This window comes from Flavobacterium sp. 38 (genome assembly GCF_057799715.1).
Genome location: NZ_JBYNWZ010000002.1, coordinates 836,833 through 853,659 on the forward strand (window position 1 = coordinate 836,833; position 16,827 = coordinate 853,659).

The 16,827-nt window shown below is 34.1% G+C and carries 7 protein-coding genes; all 7 read left to right on the forward strand.

What is annotated here, in order from left to right:
* Positions 1-221 precede the first annotated feature (221 nt).
* The 7 genes from AC3E9W_RS08635 (at position 222) to AC3E9W_RS08665 (ending at position 16,817) form a co-directional block, all read left to right on the forward strand.
* Positions 222-620 carry an OmpH/Skp family outer membrane protein gene (locus AC3E9W_RS08635; protein WP_488768061.1) on the forward strand — a complete coding sequence of 133 codons (399 nt, stop codon included), beginning with the start codon at positions 222-224 and terminating at the stop codon, positions 618-620.
* On the forward strand, positions 607-1,206 hold the full coding sequence (locus tag AC3E9W_RS08640) for a hypothetical protein (protein WP_306160316.1): 600 nt from the start codon (positions 607-609) through the stop codon (positions 1,204-1,206). The genes AC3E9W_RS08635 and AC3E9W_RS08640 overlap by 14 nt, the downstream gene beginning before the upstream one ends.
* 8 nt (positions 1,207-1,214) lie before the next feature.
* Positions 1,215-6,917: a hypothetical protein gene (locus tag AC3E9W_RS08645; RefSeq protein WP_488768062.1), complete on the forward strand. Its 5,703-nt coding sequence runs from the start codon at positions 1,215-1,217 to the stop codon at positions 6,915-6,917.
* A 17-nt stretch (positions 6,918-6,934) separates the two neighbouring features.
* The gene (locus AC3E9W_RS08650; RefSeq protein ID WP_488768063.1) at positions 6,935-10,669 is read left to right on the forward strand and encodes a beta strand repeat-containing protein; all 3,735 of its coding nucleotides are present in this window, start codon (positions 6,935-6,937) and stop codon (positions 10,667-10,669) included.
* 119 nt (positions 10,670-10,788) lie between these two features.
* Positions 10,789-13,779, forward strand: a complete 2,991-nt coding sequence (locus AC3E9W_RS08655; protein ID WP_488768064.1) for a hypothetical protein — start codon at positions 10,789-10,791, stop codon at positions 13,777-13,779.
* 110 nt (positions 13,780-13,889) lie between these two features.
* Entirely contained in the window at positions 13,890-16,094 is a 2,205-nt protein-coding gene (locus AC3E9W_RS08660; protein ID WP_488768065.1) for a hypothetical protein, read from the forward strand.
* A 6-nt stretch (positions 16,095-16,100) separates the two neighbouring features.
* Complete coding sequence (locus AC3E9W_RS08665; protein ID WP_488768066.1) at positions 16,101-16,817, forward strand: LolA3 family protein; 717 nt, start codon at positions 16,101-16,103, stop codon at positions 16,815-16,817.
* Positions 16,818-16,827 lie beyond the last annotated feature (10 nt).

A 16,827-nucleotide genomic window follows, 5' to 3' on the forward strand; every position in this document is an offset into this window, starting at 1 on the left:
TTTAAAAATAACATTTTTATAAAAATTATGTATTTCTTTATTTGTAAAAGGTTTTTTTATTGAATAATTCATAATTAATTCTACATTTGCCTCACCAAAAACAAACTAACATATTTATGCCCCAACATAAATTCACCATTCAGCGTGTAATTAATGTAGTGTTAATATGCGCATTAATTATTTTACTATTTTTTCAACTTTTTCGTCAAAACACGAAAGTCGTGTATATTGATTCAGCAAAACTATTTGAAGGTTTTGCGATGACTAAAGAAATGAAAAGAGTAGGAGAAAAAGAATTCAATTCTCGCAAATCAGCATTAGATTCACTTTATTCTTTCTTACAAAAATCATCCATTACAGGTGTTCAAAAAGAACAGCTGATGCAGGAATTTATTCAAAGAAAAGAAGAGTTCGAAAAGTTCAATCAGAGCTATCCACAAGAGCAAACTTCAAAAATCTGGTCGCGAATTAAAAGTTACACTTCAGATTTTTCAAAAGACAAAAAATATCAGCTTGTAATAGGTTCAGATGGCCAACAGACGGTTCTGTTTGCCGATGAAAAAATAGATGTTACAGATGAACTTCTTACTTATTTAAATAAAAAGTATGAAGGGATATAGCGTTGTAATCTTTATTTTATTTCTATCTCTTCTAGCTTCATGTAAAAAAGAAGAGAACCCTAATAATGATTCTGAAATTAGAGATCGTTACTTTAATTTAGAAAAAATTGGCTGGAAATCAAGGTCGTATACTCAAGTAGTAGACGATATTGGTTTTACAGCTATTGAAGTTCCTATTCAATATTTTCTGCTGAAATCTCAAGGAATCGAGAATCTCTCACATGTTGATTCTCTTTATGAAGCAAATAAAAGAGAGCGTGTTATTGAATTTATTTTTCAGCAAGATGAAGAGAAAGATCTTCTTAATCAAGATTTTACAGGGCTTGATTATACAAATTCGGTTAAATACATGTCGTTCGGTCTTGATAAAGATTTCTATGTAGTAACGTCAAAAAAAGATACAATATTGTGCTCAGGTATAAATTATGAGCGTAATTATAAAATAGCCCCTTTTCAAAAAGTGCTCTTGTTTTTTTCTGGGATAGATCCTAATGATAAAATCCAGCTGATTTACAACGATTATCTTTTTAAAAAGGGAACATTGAAATTTAAATTTAAAGATCCTTTTACCCCAGTAGCATTATGATCCAGCAAATGAAAATAAGTAAGTTTAAAAAAATAGTTGCTATTTATTTAGCTATGATGATTCTTTTGGAGACACTTCAGCCTATGCAGATGTATGCATTGACGGGAGGGCCATCTCAACCTGAATTTGAGTCATTTACACCAATAGGAACATCAGATATGGTTGACCTTGCGAGTGGAGATTTTAACTACAATATTCCAATTATGGATGTTGGAGGTTATCCGTTAAATCTAGCATACAATTCTGGTGTGGGTATGGACCAAGAAGCATCATGGGTAGGTTTAGGCTGGGATTTGAACGTAGGGCAGATCTCAAGACAGCTTCGCGGTTTACCAGATGATTTTGATGGAGACGAAATGATTTACGAAAATAGCATGAAACCTAATGTAACAGTAGGATCAAGCGCGAATGTTTTTCTTACGGCTTTTGGTATGAAAGAAAAAGCAAACGCCAATTTTGGTATTGGAGTAAAATATAATAATTATGACGGACTAGGTGTTGCAGTAAACGGAGGCTTTTCGTTTCAGATAAGCAGTAATCTTGGTGTTGGTGTAAATCTTGAATCTTCAGCGTCAGAGGGAGTAACAGTTTCTCCAAGTATTTCGCTTTCTCAAAAAATAAAAGAGAAAGATGGAAACAGTGCAAGTTTAGGACTTAATACCGGAGTTAGTTATAATAGTAGAAAAGGAGTTGAGAGCGTAACTATGTCGGCTTCATCTAGTACAAAATCTTCTCATACTGTAAGTAAAACTGATCAAAAAGGTAACACTACTACATCACAACAAGAGGGTAGTACATCTTTTGGTGGGATATCGGGTTCATTGTTAATGAACAATGCTTCATATACACCAACTAAGCGTGTAGGTATGGTTTCTTCAAACGTCATGTTTAGTGCGAATATTGAAGGGGAAATATGGGGTGTTGAAGGCGGAGGGAAGTTTTCTGGTTATAGAACTTCTCAGGGAATTAAAGATTCTGAAAAGAGAAAAGTAGAAAAAGCGTATGGTTTTGAAAACACATACAATGCGCCACGATCTGCAGTTTTAGATTTTAATAGAGAAAAAGACAGAACAGTCAATAAAAACACTACATCGCTGCCTATTACAAATAATACTTATGATGTTTATAGTATTCAGGGACAGGGAATTTCTGGTATGTATCGTCCGTACAAATCGCAAGTAGGATATGTTTACGATAACGAAACAAATGATGATAGTGCAGGAGGCTCACTTGGTTTAGAATTTGGTGCTGGTGGAGGTGTCCATTTTGGTGTTGATGTGAATGTAACTATAGGTGATAGCCGTAGCGCGTTATGGTCAAATTCGAATCCAGCTTTAGGAAGATTTAAAGAAAAAAAGGCAAATAATAGACCAGATTACGAAAAAGTATTTTTTAAGAATATTGGAGGTTTTCATACAGATAAAGAAATCGATTTATTCGAAAATCAATTAGGCGGATATCAGCCAATCAAGCTGAATATTGAAGGAAGTGGCTTTGATAGAAAAACAAGTTTGAATTATTCGACAAACAAAAATGTTGTTGGTAATACAGGTCAAGTAGCGAGAAAAACAAGATTGGCAAGAAATCAGACCATAGAAAAACTGACTAAAAAAGAAGCTGAGGATTTTGGCTTCACAAAAAGATTTAGCGAGTATTCTAAAGACAACCACACTGCTGAGATTAAAATTACAAAAGAAGGTGGCGACCGTTACATTTATGGTTTGGCAGCTTACAATAGTGTGAAAAAAGAAACAACATTTGATGTTAGTGATGGGAATCAGTATAAAAATGCTGGCGCTAAAAATGGATTGATTGAATACAATCCTGGGGTTGATAATTCGCCGAGAAATTCTAAAGGTGGAGATGAGTATTTCAATAGAGTGACTACTCCTGCATATGCACACACTTATTTGTTAACTTCAGTATTATCTTCGGATTACCAAGATATTAGTAATAATGGGCCTTCAGATGATGATTTAGGAACGTATACTAATTTTGAGTACGAAAATAAATATGCTGATAAAGGACACAATTACAGATGGAGAGTTCCATTTGAAAAAAATCAAGCCAATTTTGATGAAGGTCTTCGTTCAAGTAAAAAGGATAATAAAGCCAATTACTTGTATGGAGAGAAAGAATTATTATACATCAAAAGAATTGTGACCAAAACGCATGTTGCCATTTTTCACCTTTCGGAAAGGAAAGATGCTTTTGGGGTTGTGGATGAGAATGGAGGTAGAGATGATAAATCGCCAACTTATAAATTGGATAAAATTTCATTGTACTCAAAACCAGAATATCTTGCTAAAGGAGATGAAGCAACACCTATTAAAGAAGCTCATTTTAAATACAGTTACCGTTTATGTCAAGGAGTTGACAATAACATTAATAAAGGAAAAACAGGAACAGGAATTGATGGAGAAAAAGGAAAATTAACTTTAGAGAAAGTTTATTTTACTTATAAAAATTCAAAAATGGGAGAATACACTCCTTATGTTTTCAATTATGCTTCAGAATTTGAGATTAATACTTCTGGCTATAATTTATCTACAGATACTACTAATAACCCTAATTATGATATGAAAGCGTATGATATTTGGGGGAATTATAAAAAAGTTGATGAGAATGTTGGTCTAGCTACTATGAGCGCTCTGTCAAATGCTGAGTATGGGTATGTTGACCAAAAGAATATAGAAAAAATAACAGATAAAAATGCATCTGTCTGGCTGCTAAAGTCGATTCATTTGCCATCTGGGGGTATTATGGAATTGAATTACGAATCTGATGATTACAGTAAAGTCCAGAATAAAGACGTAATGCAAATGTTTAAAGTAGTGGGGAGCGGTAGCAAAGATGACTTTACAGCTTCAAACATTAATGATTCTGCACTTCCTGGCAAAAAAGATTTAGGCGATTATATTTTTGTAGAGTTAGACCATAAAATAAGTGACGGAGGAAGTAGTTCTGTTGCTGAAACTTTCTACAATAAATACTTGAAGACCATAGGAGATGTAGAAAACCCGATTTACTTTAGGTTCTTGCTCAACATGGTGAATCCTGACCCAAAACCGGGTATCAATGAAACGGATAAGTACGATTATGTTACGGGTTATATGACGTTGACCAAAGATATGGACAAGTATGCCTTTAATGAATTTAATGGGAAACAGTATGTAGCTATTCCACTTACTAAAGCTAGAAAAGAAGACGGTTTTAATGGTAATAAAGAAGTAAATCCTATCTCTAAAACGGGTTGGGGATTTGGTAGAAAAAACTTAAACAGATTGGTTTACAGCTTAAATAATGAAGAAGATACTAAAGATCTTAAAGGTATTATTACAGAATTGGTAGGCTGGTTGCCAACATTGCTTGATATTTTTGAAAGCCCGAATGGAATACTAGAAAAAAATGGTATTGCAAGTAATTTTATTACTGGTAAATCTTGGGTTAGACTGCACCATCCTGATAGTAAAAAGTTGGGCGGTGGAAGCAGAGTTAAAGATATCAAAATTCATGACCAGTGGGATATCATGACTGGAAATAAAAATTCTGATCTATACAAACAATCTTATGGACAGGAATATTCATATAATGCAGTTGATGCAGACGGTAATCCTACTAGTAAATCTTCTGGAGTGGCAACTTATGAGCCTTTAGGATCAAAAGAAAATCCTTTTGTAAAACCTGCTTATGACAAAAATGAGCCCGAATTGTTATTAGGTCCTGAGTCTGATAATTATGTTGAAGAACCATTCGGAGAATCATTTTTTCCTTCGCCAAAGGTTACTTATAGCCGTGTAACGGTAAAGAACTTGGACAGAAAAAATGATAAAGACCCGTCTTATGGAACAGTTGTAAAAAAACATGCTACAGGAAATGTTGTAACTGAATTTTATACTTCTAATGATTTTCCAACAATTGTAGATAGAACAATAATGTCTGGAGGGCATAAATCTTCAGGTGTTCTAGCAAATCTGATTAATTTAAATGTGAAAGATCATCTTACAATGTCACAAGGGTATTCTATCCATACCAATGATATGGATGGAAAAATGAAAAGCCAGCGTGTGTATGGAGAAGGCCAGACAAGAGCTATATCTGGGGTTGACTACAATTATAATATTGTCTCAAATTCGGAAAGTAAAAATGTAGGATTGTTAAATAATTATATTCAGACCGTAGATTCAAAAGGAAAGATTGAAACTAAGCTTGTCGGAGTTGATTATGATGTAATAAATGATTTTAGAGAAAACAAAACGGTTACTTCAACAGATGGTGTAGCGGTCAATGTTGCTACTCTACCATTTACTATCATTGTTATCGTTGTGCCAACAATTATTCCTGCTCATTCTAAGCATGAAACTCAACTTCGTACAGCAGTTACGACAAAAGTAATTCACACATCTGCAATACTTTCTGAGACCGTTGCTTACGATTTAGGATCGGAAGTGTCGACTAAAAATCTTGCTTGGGATGCTGAAACAGGTGATGTATTATTAAAAGAAACGGTTAATGAGTATAAGGATAAATATTATACATTCAATTTCCCTGCCTATTGGAGTTATGACGGAATGAGTCAAGCAGCAAAGAATGCTGGATTGGAATATAATGTTTTAAAAACAGGTAATAATCAGTACCAATTTGATCAATCTAAAGGAAATGTTGCGGCATCTGATTACTTAATTAATGGAGATGAAGTTTGGTTAAGCGGTAAAGCTCCTAATAAAAAAGAAGGAGAAGAAGATGTATTAAGTGCTCTAAAAGGATGGGTAGTAAATGTTAATGGTTCTAGTTTTCAGTTAATAGATAATAGAGGAATCCTTATTAAAGGCGATGTTGTAACGACTGGAAAAATAAAAATAATTCGTTCTGGACACCGTAATATGCAGATGGCTTCTATGGCTAATGTTACGTCTATGCGAAATCCTTTATACGATTATGATGTAAACAATAAAATTACGGGACCAAAAGACACTCTTGGGGAATCTCCATTTTTAGCTAGCAGTCCAATTGACAGAATTGTAAATGCTGCTGCTATTGAGTATAGCAACGAATGGCCTTCTCAATGTGAATGCAATTTGCCAAAAATGACTTTTGTTGATGGGAAATTGAAATTTGGTTACGAAACAGATACTAGCAATGAGGATATGGATGATGTTATCAAACGATCGTATAATCCGTATTTGTATAATGTACTAGGAAATTGGAGAGCCAATAAATCGTATGCGTATCTAACAGGTAGAAACTATACGATTGATCCGACACCGCGTAAAACAGGTTACTTTACTGATTTCTCTCCATTTTATGTGTTTAAAAATAATGTTTGGGAAATTACAAAAGGAGAGGAATTTAAGAAATGGACTTTTGCTTCTGAGGTTACTCAATTTAGTCCGTATGGTCAAGAGGTAGAAAATAAAGATGCTTTAAATCGTTATTCGGCAGCGTTATACGGATATAATAACCGTTTTCCTGTGGCAGTAGGCTCTAATACTAAATATAGTGAATTGGCTTCTGATGGATTTGAAGATTATGATTTGGCAAACTGTGGTGTTTCTTCTCATTTTGATTTTCAAGGTCAATTAAAACTAAATGAAGTGAGTGTTTCAAACAAACATTCTCATACAGGAAGAAAAAGTTTAAAAATAGAAGCAAATAAAAAGGCAGTTGTAAAAAAACAAGTTGTGACTTGTAAACCAAAAAGTGCTAACTAAAACAGAGAATAATTACAATGAAATTATTTCAATCTTACATCTATGTTATTTTGAGTTTATTTACAGTAACAATTTTGTTTTCTCAGAATAACTCAAAATCAACTTCTGCTTATAATGGAAAAAGAAATCCGATTGGAGCGATTATTGGAGGAAACAGCATTATATGTGCTGGCTCTAAGACACAATTCAATATTGCCAACCACCCAACCCATTCAGGGCATAGTGGTAAATGGTCGGTTTCAAATAGATTAGTTGCTTCAGTAAACAGCGATGGAGTTGTTACGGCATTACAACCTGGTACATTTATCTTAAAATATGATTCTGATGACTCAAATTGTAAAGGTGATAGCTATAGAACGGTGCTTGTAAAATCGATTCCAAAAGTATCTGTTATAGGACCAACTTCTATTTGTATAAACGGAATAACAAAAGTATTTCCTCTTTTAGCGGGGACTTGGACAAGTAGTAACCCTTCTGTTGCTACAGTAAACAATTTGGGTATCGTAAAAGGTATTTCACCAGGTTCTGCAACGTTTACGTTCACAGCTTTGAATGGTTGTCCATCAGAGCCGACAGCTGCCGTAACCGTTAGCTCTGCTGCAAATGCAGAAATTGTAGGATCAAGCTCTATCTGTATCAATGAAACAACGACATTGTCACCTTCTACAGGAGGAACATGGACAAGTAGTAATAAAGCAGTTGCAACAGTAACAAATTCAGGTGTCGTAAAAGGGATTTCTGTTGGTACAGCAACATTTACTTTTACAAAAACTGGAGGTTGTTCGTCTTTACCAAGTCAAGCGGTTAAAGTAAATGCAAATACTGCAGTACGTATAACTGGTGCAAATGTTATTTGTGTAAACGCAACAACAACATTGTCTCCAACTACTGGAGGAACATGGTCAAGCAGTAATTCTAATATAGCAACTGTAAGTAATGCAGGAGTTGTTACTGGTATAGCTGCAGGAAAAGCAACATTCGTTTTTACAAAAACGGACGGATGTGCTTCTTTACCAACTTCTGCAGTAACAATCAATACTTGTCCTCAAGCAATTATTACAGGACCAGATAACATATGTGTGAATGGAACCACAACTTTATCACCAACTACAGGCGGAACATGGACTAGTAGTAATCGAGCAGTCGCAACTGTAACTAATGCAGGTATAGTAAAAGGGATTTCGACTGGTACGGTAACTTTTACTTATACTAAAACAGGAAGCTGTTCATCTGTGCCAACTCCAGTGTTGACAGTAGGCAATAGTACGCCAGCTCGTATTACAGGAACAAATTCAATTTGTATAAATGGCACTACAACTTTATCGCCAACATCGGGTGGAACGTGGAGCAGTAGTAACACATCTGTTGCAACAGTTAGTAACGATGGTATTGTTACAGGTATTCGCGCAGGAAGAGCAACGTTTATTTTTACAAAAACTGGCGGTTGTACTTCACCAGCAACTTCTGCTGTAACGGTTAATGATTGTCCAGTGGCTACTATTACAGGTCCTAGTTCGATTTGTGTAAATGGAACAACTACTTTATCACCAACTACAGGCGGAACTTGGACGAGTAGTAATAAAACAATCGCAACAGTTACTAATTCAGGTGTAGTAAAAGGAATTTCTGCAGGAACTGCAAAGTTTACTTTTACCAAAACAGGAAGCTGTAATTCGTTGGCAACTCCAGCAGTTACAGTTACAACAGCACCTAAAGCTAGTATAACAGGTTCTAATTCTATTTGTATAAATGCAACAACTACATTGTCTCCGACAAGTGGAGGAACTTGGTCAAGCAATAATCCTGCAGTAGCAACAGTAAATAATAATGGAGTTGTAACAGGTATTTCTGCAGGTACTGCAACTTTTACCTTTACAGGATCAGGAGGAGGATGCGTTTCAGCGCCAACTTCTGCAATAACAATTAATGCAAATCCAGTAGTAAGTGCAATAACTGGTGGATCAAGTATAATTAGTATAGGATCTGCAACTCAGTTTAATAATAATACATCTGGTGGAGTTTGGTCTGTTACAAATGGAACAGGAAGTGCAACAATAACTGCTTCTGGACTTGTAACAGGAACTGTAATTGGAACAGTAAAAATTAATTATACAGTAGAAAATGGCTATTGTAAAGGAGTGGTTTCGCGTGAAATCACTATAAAAGCTGCTACTGTTTTACCAGCTATTACAGGGCCTGACACCATTTCAATTTCAAAACCATCAACAGCGTTCCAGAATGAAACGGCAGGAGGAGTTTGGAGTATAAAAAACGGATCAGGATCTGCAACAATAACACAAGGCGGAATTGTTCAGGGAACTCAGGCAGGAACTGTAGAAGTTGTTTACACTTTTGTCGATGCTTACGGAGTTACTGTTACGGCCAGCAAAGAAATCACTATAAAAGCAGCTACTGTTTTACCGGCTATTACAGGACCAGATACAATTTCAATTTCAAAACCATCAACAGCGTTTCAAAATGAAACAGCAGGAGGAATTTGGAGTATAAAAAACGGATCAGGAACTGCAACAATAACACAAGGCGGAATTGTTCAGGGAACTCAGGCAGGAACTGTAGAAGTTGTTTACACTTTTGTCGATTCTTACGGAGTTACTGTTAGGGCCAGCAAAGAAATCACTATAAAAGCAGCTACTGTTTTACCAGCTATTACAGGGCCTGATACCATTTCGATTTCAAAACCATCAACAGCGTTCCAGAATGAAACAGCAGGAGGAGTTTGGAGTATAAAAAACGGATCAGGAACTGCAACAATAACACAAGGCGGAATTGTACAGGGAACTCAGGCAGGAACTGTAGAAGTTGTTTACACTTTTGTCGATGCTTATGGAGTTACTGTTACGACAAGCAAAGAAATCACTGTTAAAGCAGCTACTGTTTTACCAGCTATCACAGGGCCTGATACAGTTTCAGTTTCACTAAGATCCTTACCGTTCCAGAATGAAACAGCAGGAGGAGTTTGGAGTATAACAAACGGTACAGGTGCAGCAATAATTACTAATGAAGGAGTCGTAGAGGGAACTCAGGCAGGAACTGTAGAAGTTATTTACACTTTTGTCGATGCTTACGGAGTTACTGTTACGACCAGCAAAGAAATCACTATAAAAGCAGCTACTGTTTTGCCAGCTATCACTGGGCCAGATACAGTTTCAATTTCAAAACCGTCAACAGCGTTCCAGAATGAAACGGCAGGAGGAGTTTGGAGTATAAAAAACGGTACAGGTGCAGCAACAATTACTAGTGAAGGAATAGTAGAGGGAATTCAGGCAGGAACTGTAGAAGTTGTTTACACTTTTGTTGATTCTTATGGAGTTACTGTTACGACGAATAAAGAGGTTACAATTCTAAACTATACACCATTACAAGGTAAAATTATTGCCTCAATAGAAAAACCGACTACGTTAGATACTATTAGTTTTTCATTTGAACCGTTAACGACCAGTTTTACAGCAAGAAAGACATCTTCTCAATTGGCTGTTTCTGAGAAAAGTAGTGCGTCATCAACATTGGTAAATAACCTAACATATAAGTGGATTTTCCACGAATTGGATAATGTTACATTAAAAGATACCATCACAGATCCTATTGCATTGCAAAGATTTCCTATTCCGGGTAACTATCGTTTAACTCTTATCATTACAGATCAAAATGGTATTGAAACTACATTTTACAGGGATGTAATTGTAACCCAAACCTGTGATCCGATTATAGGTAAAATAAAAATTTTGAATTAGTCTGAAAAGACGAATTATTATAGATTGAAATTGTAGTAGTTGTAAAACTGCTTATAGATTCTCTTGCTCTATTGTGAAATAAAGTAAGCAAAAAATATAAAATTAACATATTAGAAAATATGACAAATTGTTTTAAAAAGCATTGGTTTCTTATTATCGGGATATTACTGTTATCTAATTATTCTATTGGACAGTCTTTTTTAAGCATTCCTGATTCAATTGTAAAGCCAAATGGTAGGCCATTTATTGTCCGATTAAATCCAACAAGTAGTATTGCTCAGGAATGTACTAGCCAAACTATAAAATTAAATATAGGTTCGTTAGTTTACCTTCCAGGTTCAAATGGCCCATTGCCTGCTGGAGTAATAATAACGCCAGTAACAGCAAATGGTTTAACAGAATTAACTATAAGCGGTATTGTAAATGATGGTAAACAAGGATCTAGTTTACTTATGGATGTTGCAATGCAATTTAAGCCGGGAACATGTGATAATGTTGAACAAGAAATTACTGCAACAACAATTAATGTGGGCTGTAATATACCTTCAACACAGTCTGGGAGTGGTAAAGTTATTTCAGGAACACCAAATAATGCAGAAGTTAAACTTGTCTTAGATACTTATTTGTATAATGGAAAGGTTTGTCCTAGAAAAATTCTTAAATATCGTGTAATAGTAAGTAATAATGGAAATCAGGGATTTAATATCAGTAATGCAAAGGTTAATTTAGAATTAGACAAATGTGCAGCTGTTTTGGGTGTTTATAAAAACAACACCTATGTTTCAGTAGATCCCTCTATTACTGCTGGTGATGTTCAAAAAGTTACTTTTAGTACTACTGATTTAACACTAGGGCCTTATACCTATACAACAACTTACGACTTGTTTATTACATACCCTTGTTTGAGCGGTGGAGATAATGACTGTACAAGTGGAGCAAAAGAGATAAAGTCATATCTGACAGGTACACAAACAGATTGCGGAGTTAATATGACATCAATTACAAATGCTATAGCAACTCAACTAACAACTACAGAATGTGGTGATGTTACGTGTAAAGGAGGTACCGTAGGGGAGTTGGAAAATATTAATAGTCAACTTGGCTATAATTTTCCATGTCCTTCTTGTTTAAGAAACGATCCTAGTGCTACTATTTATATAAATATCCCACCACTTCTTCCTAATTATACAAATAGAGTTTATAGTATAGAAATCCCTACTGGCTTTAATGTAAAATCTGCTAGTATCTATGGTAATACTCCGTGCAATACAGCATATGTAATTAAATATGTAGATAGCCAAGGGAATAAAAGCACTACTCCGTTTGCTGGTTCAATAACACGTTTTGTTGAATTTAGTACTGATTGCAATATTTCATCTCCAAGTACAGGATTTAGCCTTAATCTTAAATATGATGAACAAGCACTCCCAGCACCAAATCAAAGTATGATGTTCAAAATAAAATTCACTTCTGATGGAAATCTTATATATGATGGATATAGATATGAAGAGGTTGATGATTGCTCGCCATGGTTTATTGTTTATAATCAAATCAGAAAAGCAAGTCAAGGTTTGTATGAAAACAATTTTAATGCTTCAGCAATACCAGGAGAGTTAATGACATATAGATTTCAGCTTTCTAATCAGGGTACAGAAGATAGTAATAATATTGTTAATATTAAGTTGGATGATAAATTTGTATATGCGGGTGGTTTTAGATATGTTTACTCTGACTTTCAGCCATATACCCCTAGTCAATTTCAGTATTTATCAGGAGAGCCTAGTTTTTCTATTGATGGATTTGGGACTGTTAGTGTATCTACTCCAGTATATGGAGAACCTGGTACAGTGAGCCTGTCTAATTTTAATTTTCCTTGTACTAATAAAGCGCTTTTTATTGAGTTTGATTTTAGAGTGAAAGATAATGTACTCGTTGATACTAAAATACCAGTTACAACTACTATTTATGGATCTGAAATAAGCACACAACCGCAACCCAATATAGTTACAATTTCTGCTTTTACATATGTAAAGAGTCAAATGTTTGCAAAGTGTGCAATGGCTGATGAATGGAAAGAAAGTAACCTTAATGTTAAAAAGGATGAAACTGTAGATTTTAAAATGCAATTTACAAATAAAGGATCTACACCTGTAGTACTGTCTGAGTTAATAAATTTAAGACCTCAAGCAGGAGATTTATTTGAATTTGGCTCTAATCCTAGAAATAGTACATTGGATATTGATTATAATTGCGAAATGCCTAAAATATCTACAAATGCAAGTGTAGCTCCAGTTGTAAATTTCAAGTATGCACAGAATTCTGTAACAATGGACAGAGATATGTTATGCCCTCCACAGAATTCTGGAAATGTACCAAACTGGACATCTGTTTGTGAAAATTCAAATTGGCTAAAGGCAACATTTGCAAACAATTTTACATTGATGCCTGGAGATTTTGTAGACATAATTTATAAAGGGAAAATTACTGGTACAGAAGGAACTGCATTAAATAGTTTTGCCTTTAAAGTGGGTAATTGTGATGTGTTATCTACTAATTCAAATACTTTATCTATAATTAGTGATAGTACAGGTATTGGATGTAAATCATGTACACTGGAAAATATATATTCTGCAGATATGAAAAATATGTTTGAGAGTTTGTTAAAAAGTGTACTGACAAGAAAAATAAACGGAGAATCAGATGCAGCTATTCAAGGAAGTAATCCGGCTGAATTAATTGCTCTCAAGCCATATATTACAAATGGAGGGGGAGATAAGATTTACAATTTCGTGTCAACTGTTAATGCTCAAAATAAAATTACAAGTATATCATTTTCTTTTACAGCAAATGGTAATAATGATGTTTCATTTTTTGAAGAGAATGGTGTTAACTATAATCCAGAAGTAGGCTCTATTGATCAGTCTTACTTAAAAATTGATACTACTTTATTTTCTTCCGCATCGGATTATTTGACTACCTGTCGAAAGACTTTAGATAGCAATGGGAATATAATTTCAGATTGTAACAGCAATACCAAAGTAAGATACATTGATTTTTGTCCTGCTAAATTTTGCTATCCTATGAGTGGTGAAATTAAAGTTGGTGATTAGATTCAATTATAATTTCAAGATTAAAAAGTTTGACAAGAGAATTGCAATATTCTTAATTCAGATTTACCGCTAAAAACTTAAAAATATAAATACATAAAGATAAATTAATTATGTTAAACGGTTTTAAAATAAGAAATTATTGGGTTCTTACTTTTTTCATGATATTTTGCTCTTTTAGTGCGATGTATGCTCAAGAAATTCCGGATAATTATCTAGGTATAGATGTAGTAAGACTAACAGAAACTTATAAATCTAGAGGATATTCTGAAGAAACTATTAAAATAGAGATTGAAAAAATTAGAGAAAGGGAAACAAAACTATTTTTGGAAGCTAGAAAACAAGAATCTTCTTTACAGACTAACTTATCGTCAACTCAAAAATCAACATTTGTACTGACAAATAAAATGGCTGTAGCGCAATCAAATAAGACAGCAAGAGTTTCTGCTAATTTGTTTAATGCTGTTGTAGAAGAAAATCTAAAAGTAAAAAAAGGAGTAGATACAAAGTTTTTTGTGGATCCTACTTTACCAAATATGACTTATAAATGGATTTTTTATGACTTAGATAATGTCACGAAAAAAGATTCTGCAACAACCCCTATTGCTTACCATAAATATACAGCTCCTGGGATATACAAGATAACAGTAGAAGTTACAGAAGCTAATGGTTGTTCGTCGACTTTTATTAAAAATGTTGAAGTAGAAGAATCTGAACTTTGTGTTGGAAAACCGATAAATTTTGCCTTTGAAACAACAGAAACTAATTTAACATATACTTGGACGGCTACAAATGCTGCAGGAGTTCTTGTAAATGAATTGTACAAAAGTACTGATGGTTTATATACGTATACGCCAACTCTTCCTGGCGATTTTGTTATAAAACTAACGGCTACAGGAACAGGAAAATGTGAAACTGTATTTGAGGAAAAAATTACTGTTTTAGATTGTGAACCTGCTCAAGTCTGTGAAAATCACATTGCAATCGTACTAGATGAATCTGGATCAATCGATGATACTGAAGCAAAAAGAATTAGAGCACAATTGAAATCTTTTATTGCTGCACAAATTAAGTCGAACAAAGATGGTGAAGGTAAAATGACCATTTCATTAATTGGACTTTCAGACACTGATAAAGACACTCGTACGGATCATGTTCTTGAATATTCAGTATCTGAAGCTGATCTTTTAAATGGCGGGTATATATCTAGATGGATTGATAATTATGGAAGAAGATACGGACAGACAGGTATAAGCGAAGGTTCTGATTATTGGAAAAGTGGTTTAAGCGTAGTTTTAAATACAAACTTTAAAATTAAACCAAAATTAGTTTTCTTAATTACAGACGGTTGCCAAACAACTAATCCAGAAGGTCTTAAAACATTAATGCAGAAATTTGATAATTATCAAAATTCTCCTGACCAAAGTGAAAACAAGCCGCATTTATATGTTGTAGGTATTAACAACGGTTTCTATGTTGATAATGCAGAAACAAGTAAAACTATGGCTCGTAGCGTTGATCCTAATTTTGTTCCTTCATTATTGAAGACAAGTTTCGATTCTACCAATTCGGCTTATTTAGGTAAATCATTACAATACCTGTTTAATTTCAATGAAAATAATACTAACGCATTTCCAATTGAACGTATTAATGGTTTTGACAGTGCAACGTATTTTGCTCATAATGATTTTACAATGTTAAGCGATGAGCCTTTTTATTTCTCGGATGGAATCGTAGAAGCTGGAGTAGGATGTGGAAAGTTATCTGAAAAAGATTATTGTGCGAACTGTATATCTTTCCAACCAGAAATTAATAAAGAATATTTATTGAGTGCTTGGGTAAAAGAAGATACAAATATTCAGCTAAAAGATTATAAAAACTCAGAGATCAATATTTTGTTTTACGATGATCCAGAGGCTGCAGATCCAGATCCAAGTGATCCAGATGCGCCATCACAGATAATTGGAAGTGTTACATTAAAACCATCAGGTGCAATTATTGACGGCTGGCAGAGAATTTCAGGAAAATTTATTGTTCCAGAAAATACAATAACTGCTGGAGTGGTATTGAATAATAAGAACGTTGGTATTCCAATTTATTTTGATGATTTGAGAATTCATCCAGTGGACGGAAGTGTTAAAGCTTTTGTTTACGATCCTGAAACATTCAAATTGATGTCAGAATTAGACGAAAATAATTACAGTACTTTTTACGAGTATGATAACGAAGGAGGATTAGTGCGTGTTAAAAAAGAAACAAGTCAAGGTGTAAAAACTATTCAAGAAACACGCTCAGGTAATTTTATCAATCCAAAATAATTAGAAATGTTTTTAAGAAGATTAATAGGTGTTTTGGGTTTACTATGCTGTTCGTTTGGGTATTCGCAAGATGCAAAAGAGATATTAAAAAAAGTTGGTGAACAGTATGGTGCTGCCAAACCGCTTCAGTATAAAGTAACTTACAACTTATTTAAGGATTTTGATGCAAAAAAAGTAGAAGAAACTTATACGGGAGTTTTCTACAAAAATGCACAAAATGATATGTACACTAAAATAGGGAATACCGAAACTCTAAATACGAAGAAGGTTAACATAAGGGTCAGTCACCCCGAAAAAGCAATTGAGATTAATAAGCCTATACCAGATTATAAAGGAGATTTGAATCTGAAGGCACTATTAGAAATGTGTAAGATTGAAAAGTGTACTGATTTGAAATCGTTTTGGGAAATAACCTTAAAAACGAACTCTTTTACAGGCTTGCCTTATTCAAAAATAATAGTAAGAGTCTCTAAAACCTATTTTATACAAAAACAGGTGTTCTTTTATAATGCGCCATCTAATTTTTCTAAGGATTATCGTAAACCAGATTCACATTATCCGAGGCTAGAAGTAACGTACAGTAACTTTAGTAGAAATCCAGTAAGTGCATCAGTGTTCAATAGTCAGAACTATTTTACATCTTCTGGAGGAAAAATTGTCTTGTCTCAGCAATTAAAAAAATACGAGATAGTAGATCAAAGAAATGTTGCCAATAATAATTAAGATAAATTAT

Bases quoted from the DNA above. Each gene is read 5' to 3' on its own strand.
- AC3E9W_RS08640 (WP_306160316.1), top strand. From the start codon at position 607: ATGAAGGGATATAGCGTTGTAATCTTTATTTTATTTCTATCTCTTCTA.
- AC3E9W_RS08650 (WP_488768063.1), top strand. From the start codon at position 6,935: ATGAAATTATTTCAATCTTACATCTATGTTATTTTGAGTTTATTTACA.
- AC3E9W_RS08660 (WP_488768065.1), top strand. From the start codon at position 13,890: ATGTTAAACGGTTTTAAAATAAGAAATTATTGGGTTCTTACTTTTTTC.
- AC3E9W_RS08645 (WP_488768062.1), top strand. From the start codon at position 1,215: ATGAAAATAAGTAAGTTTAAAAAAATAGTTGCTATTTATTTAGCTATG.
- AC3E9W_RS08665 (WP_488768066.1), top strand. From the start codon at position 16,101: ATGTTTTTAAGAAGATTAATAGGTGTTTTGGGTTTACTATGCTGTTCG.
- AC3E9W_RS08655 (WP_488768064.1), top strand. From the start codon at position 10,789: ATGACAAATTGTTTTAAAAAGCATTGGTTTCTTATTATCGGGATATTA.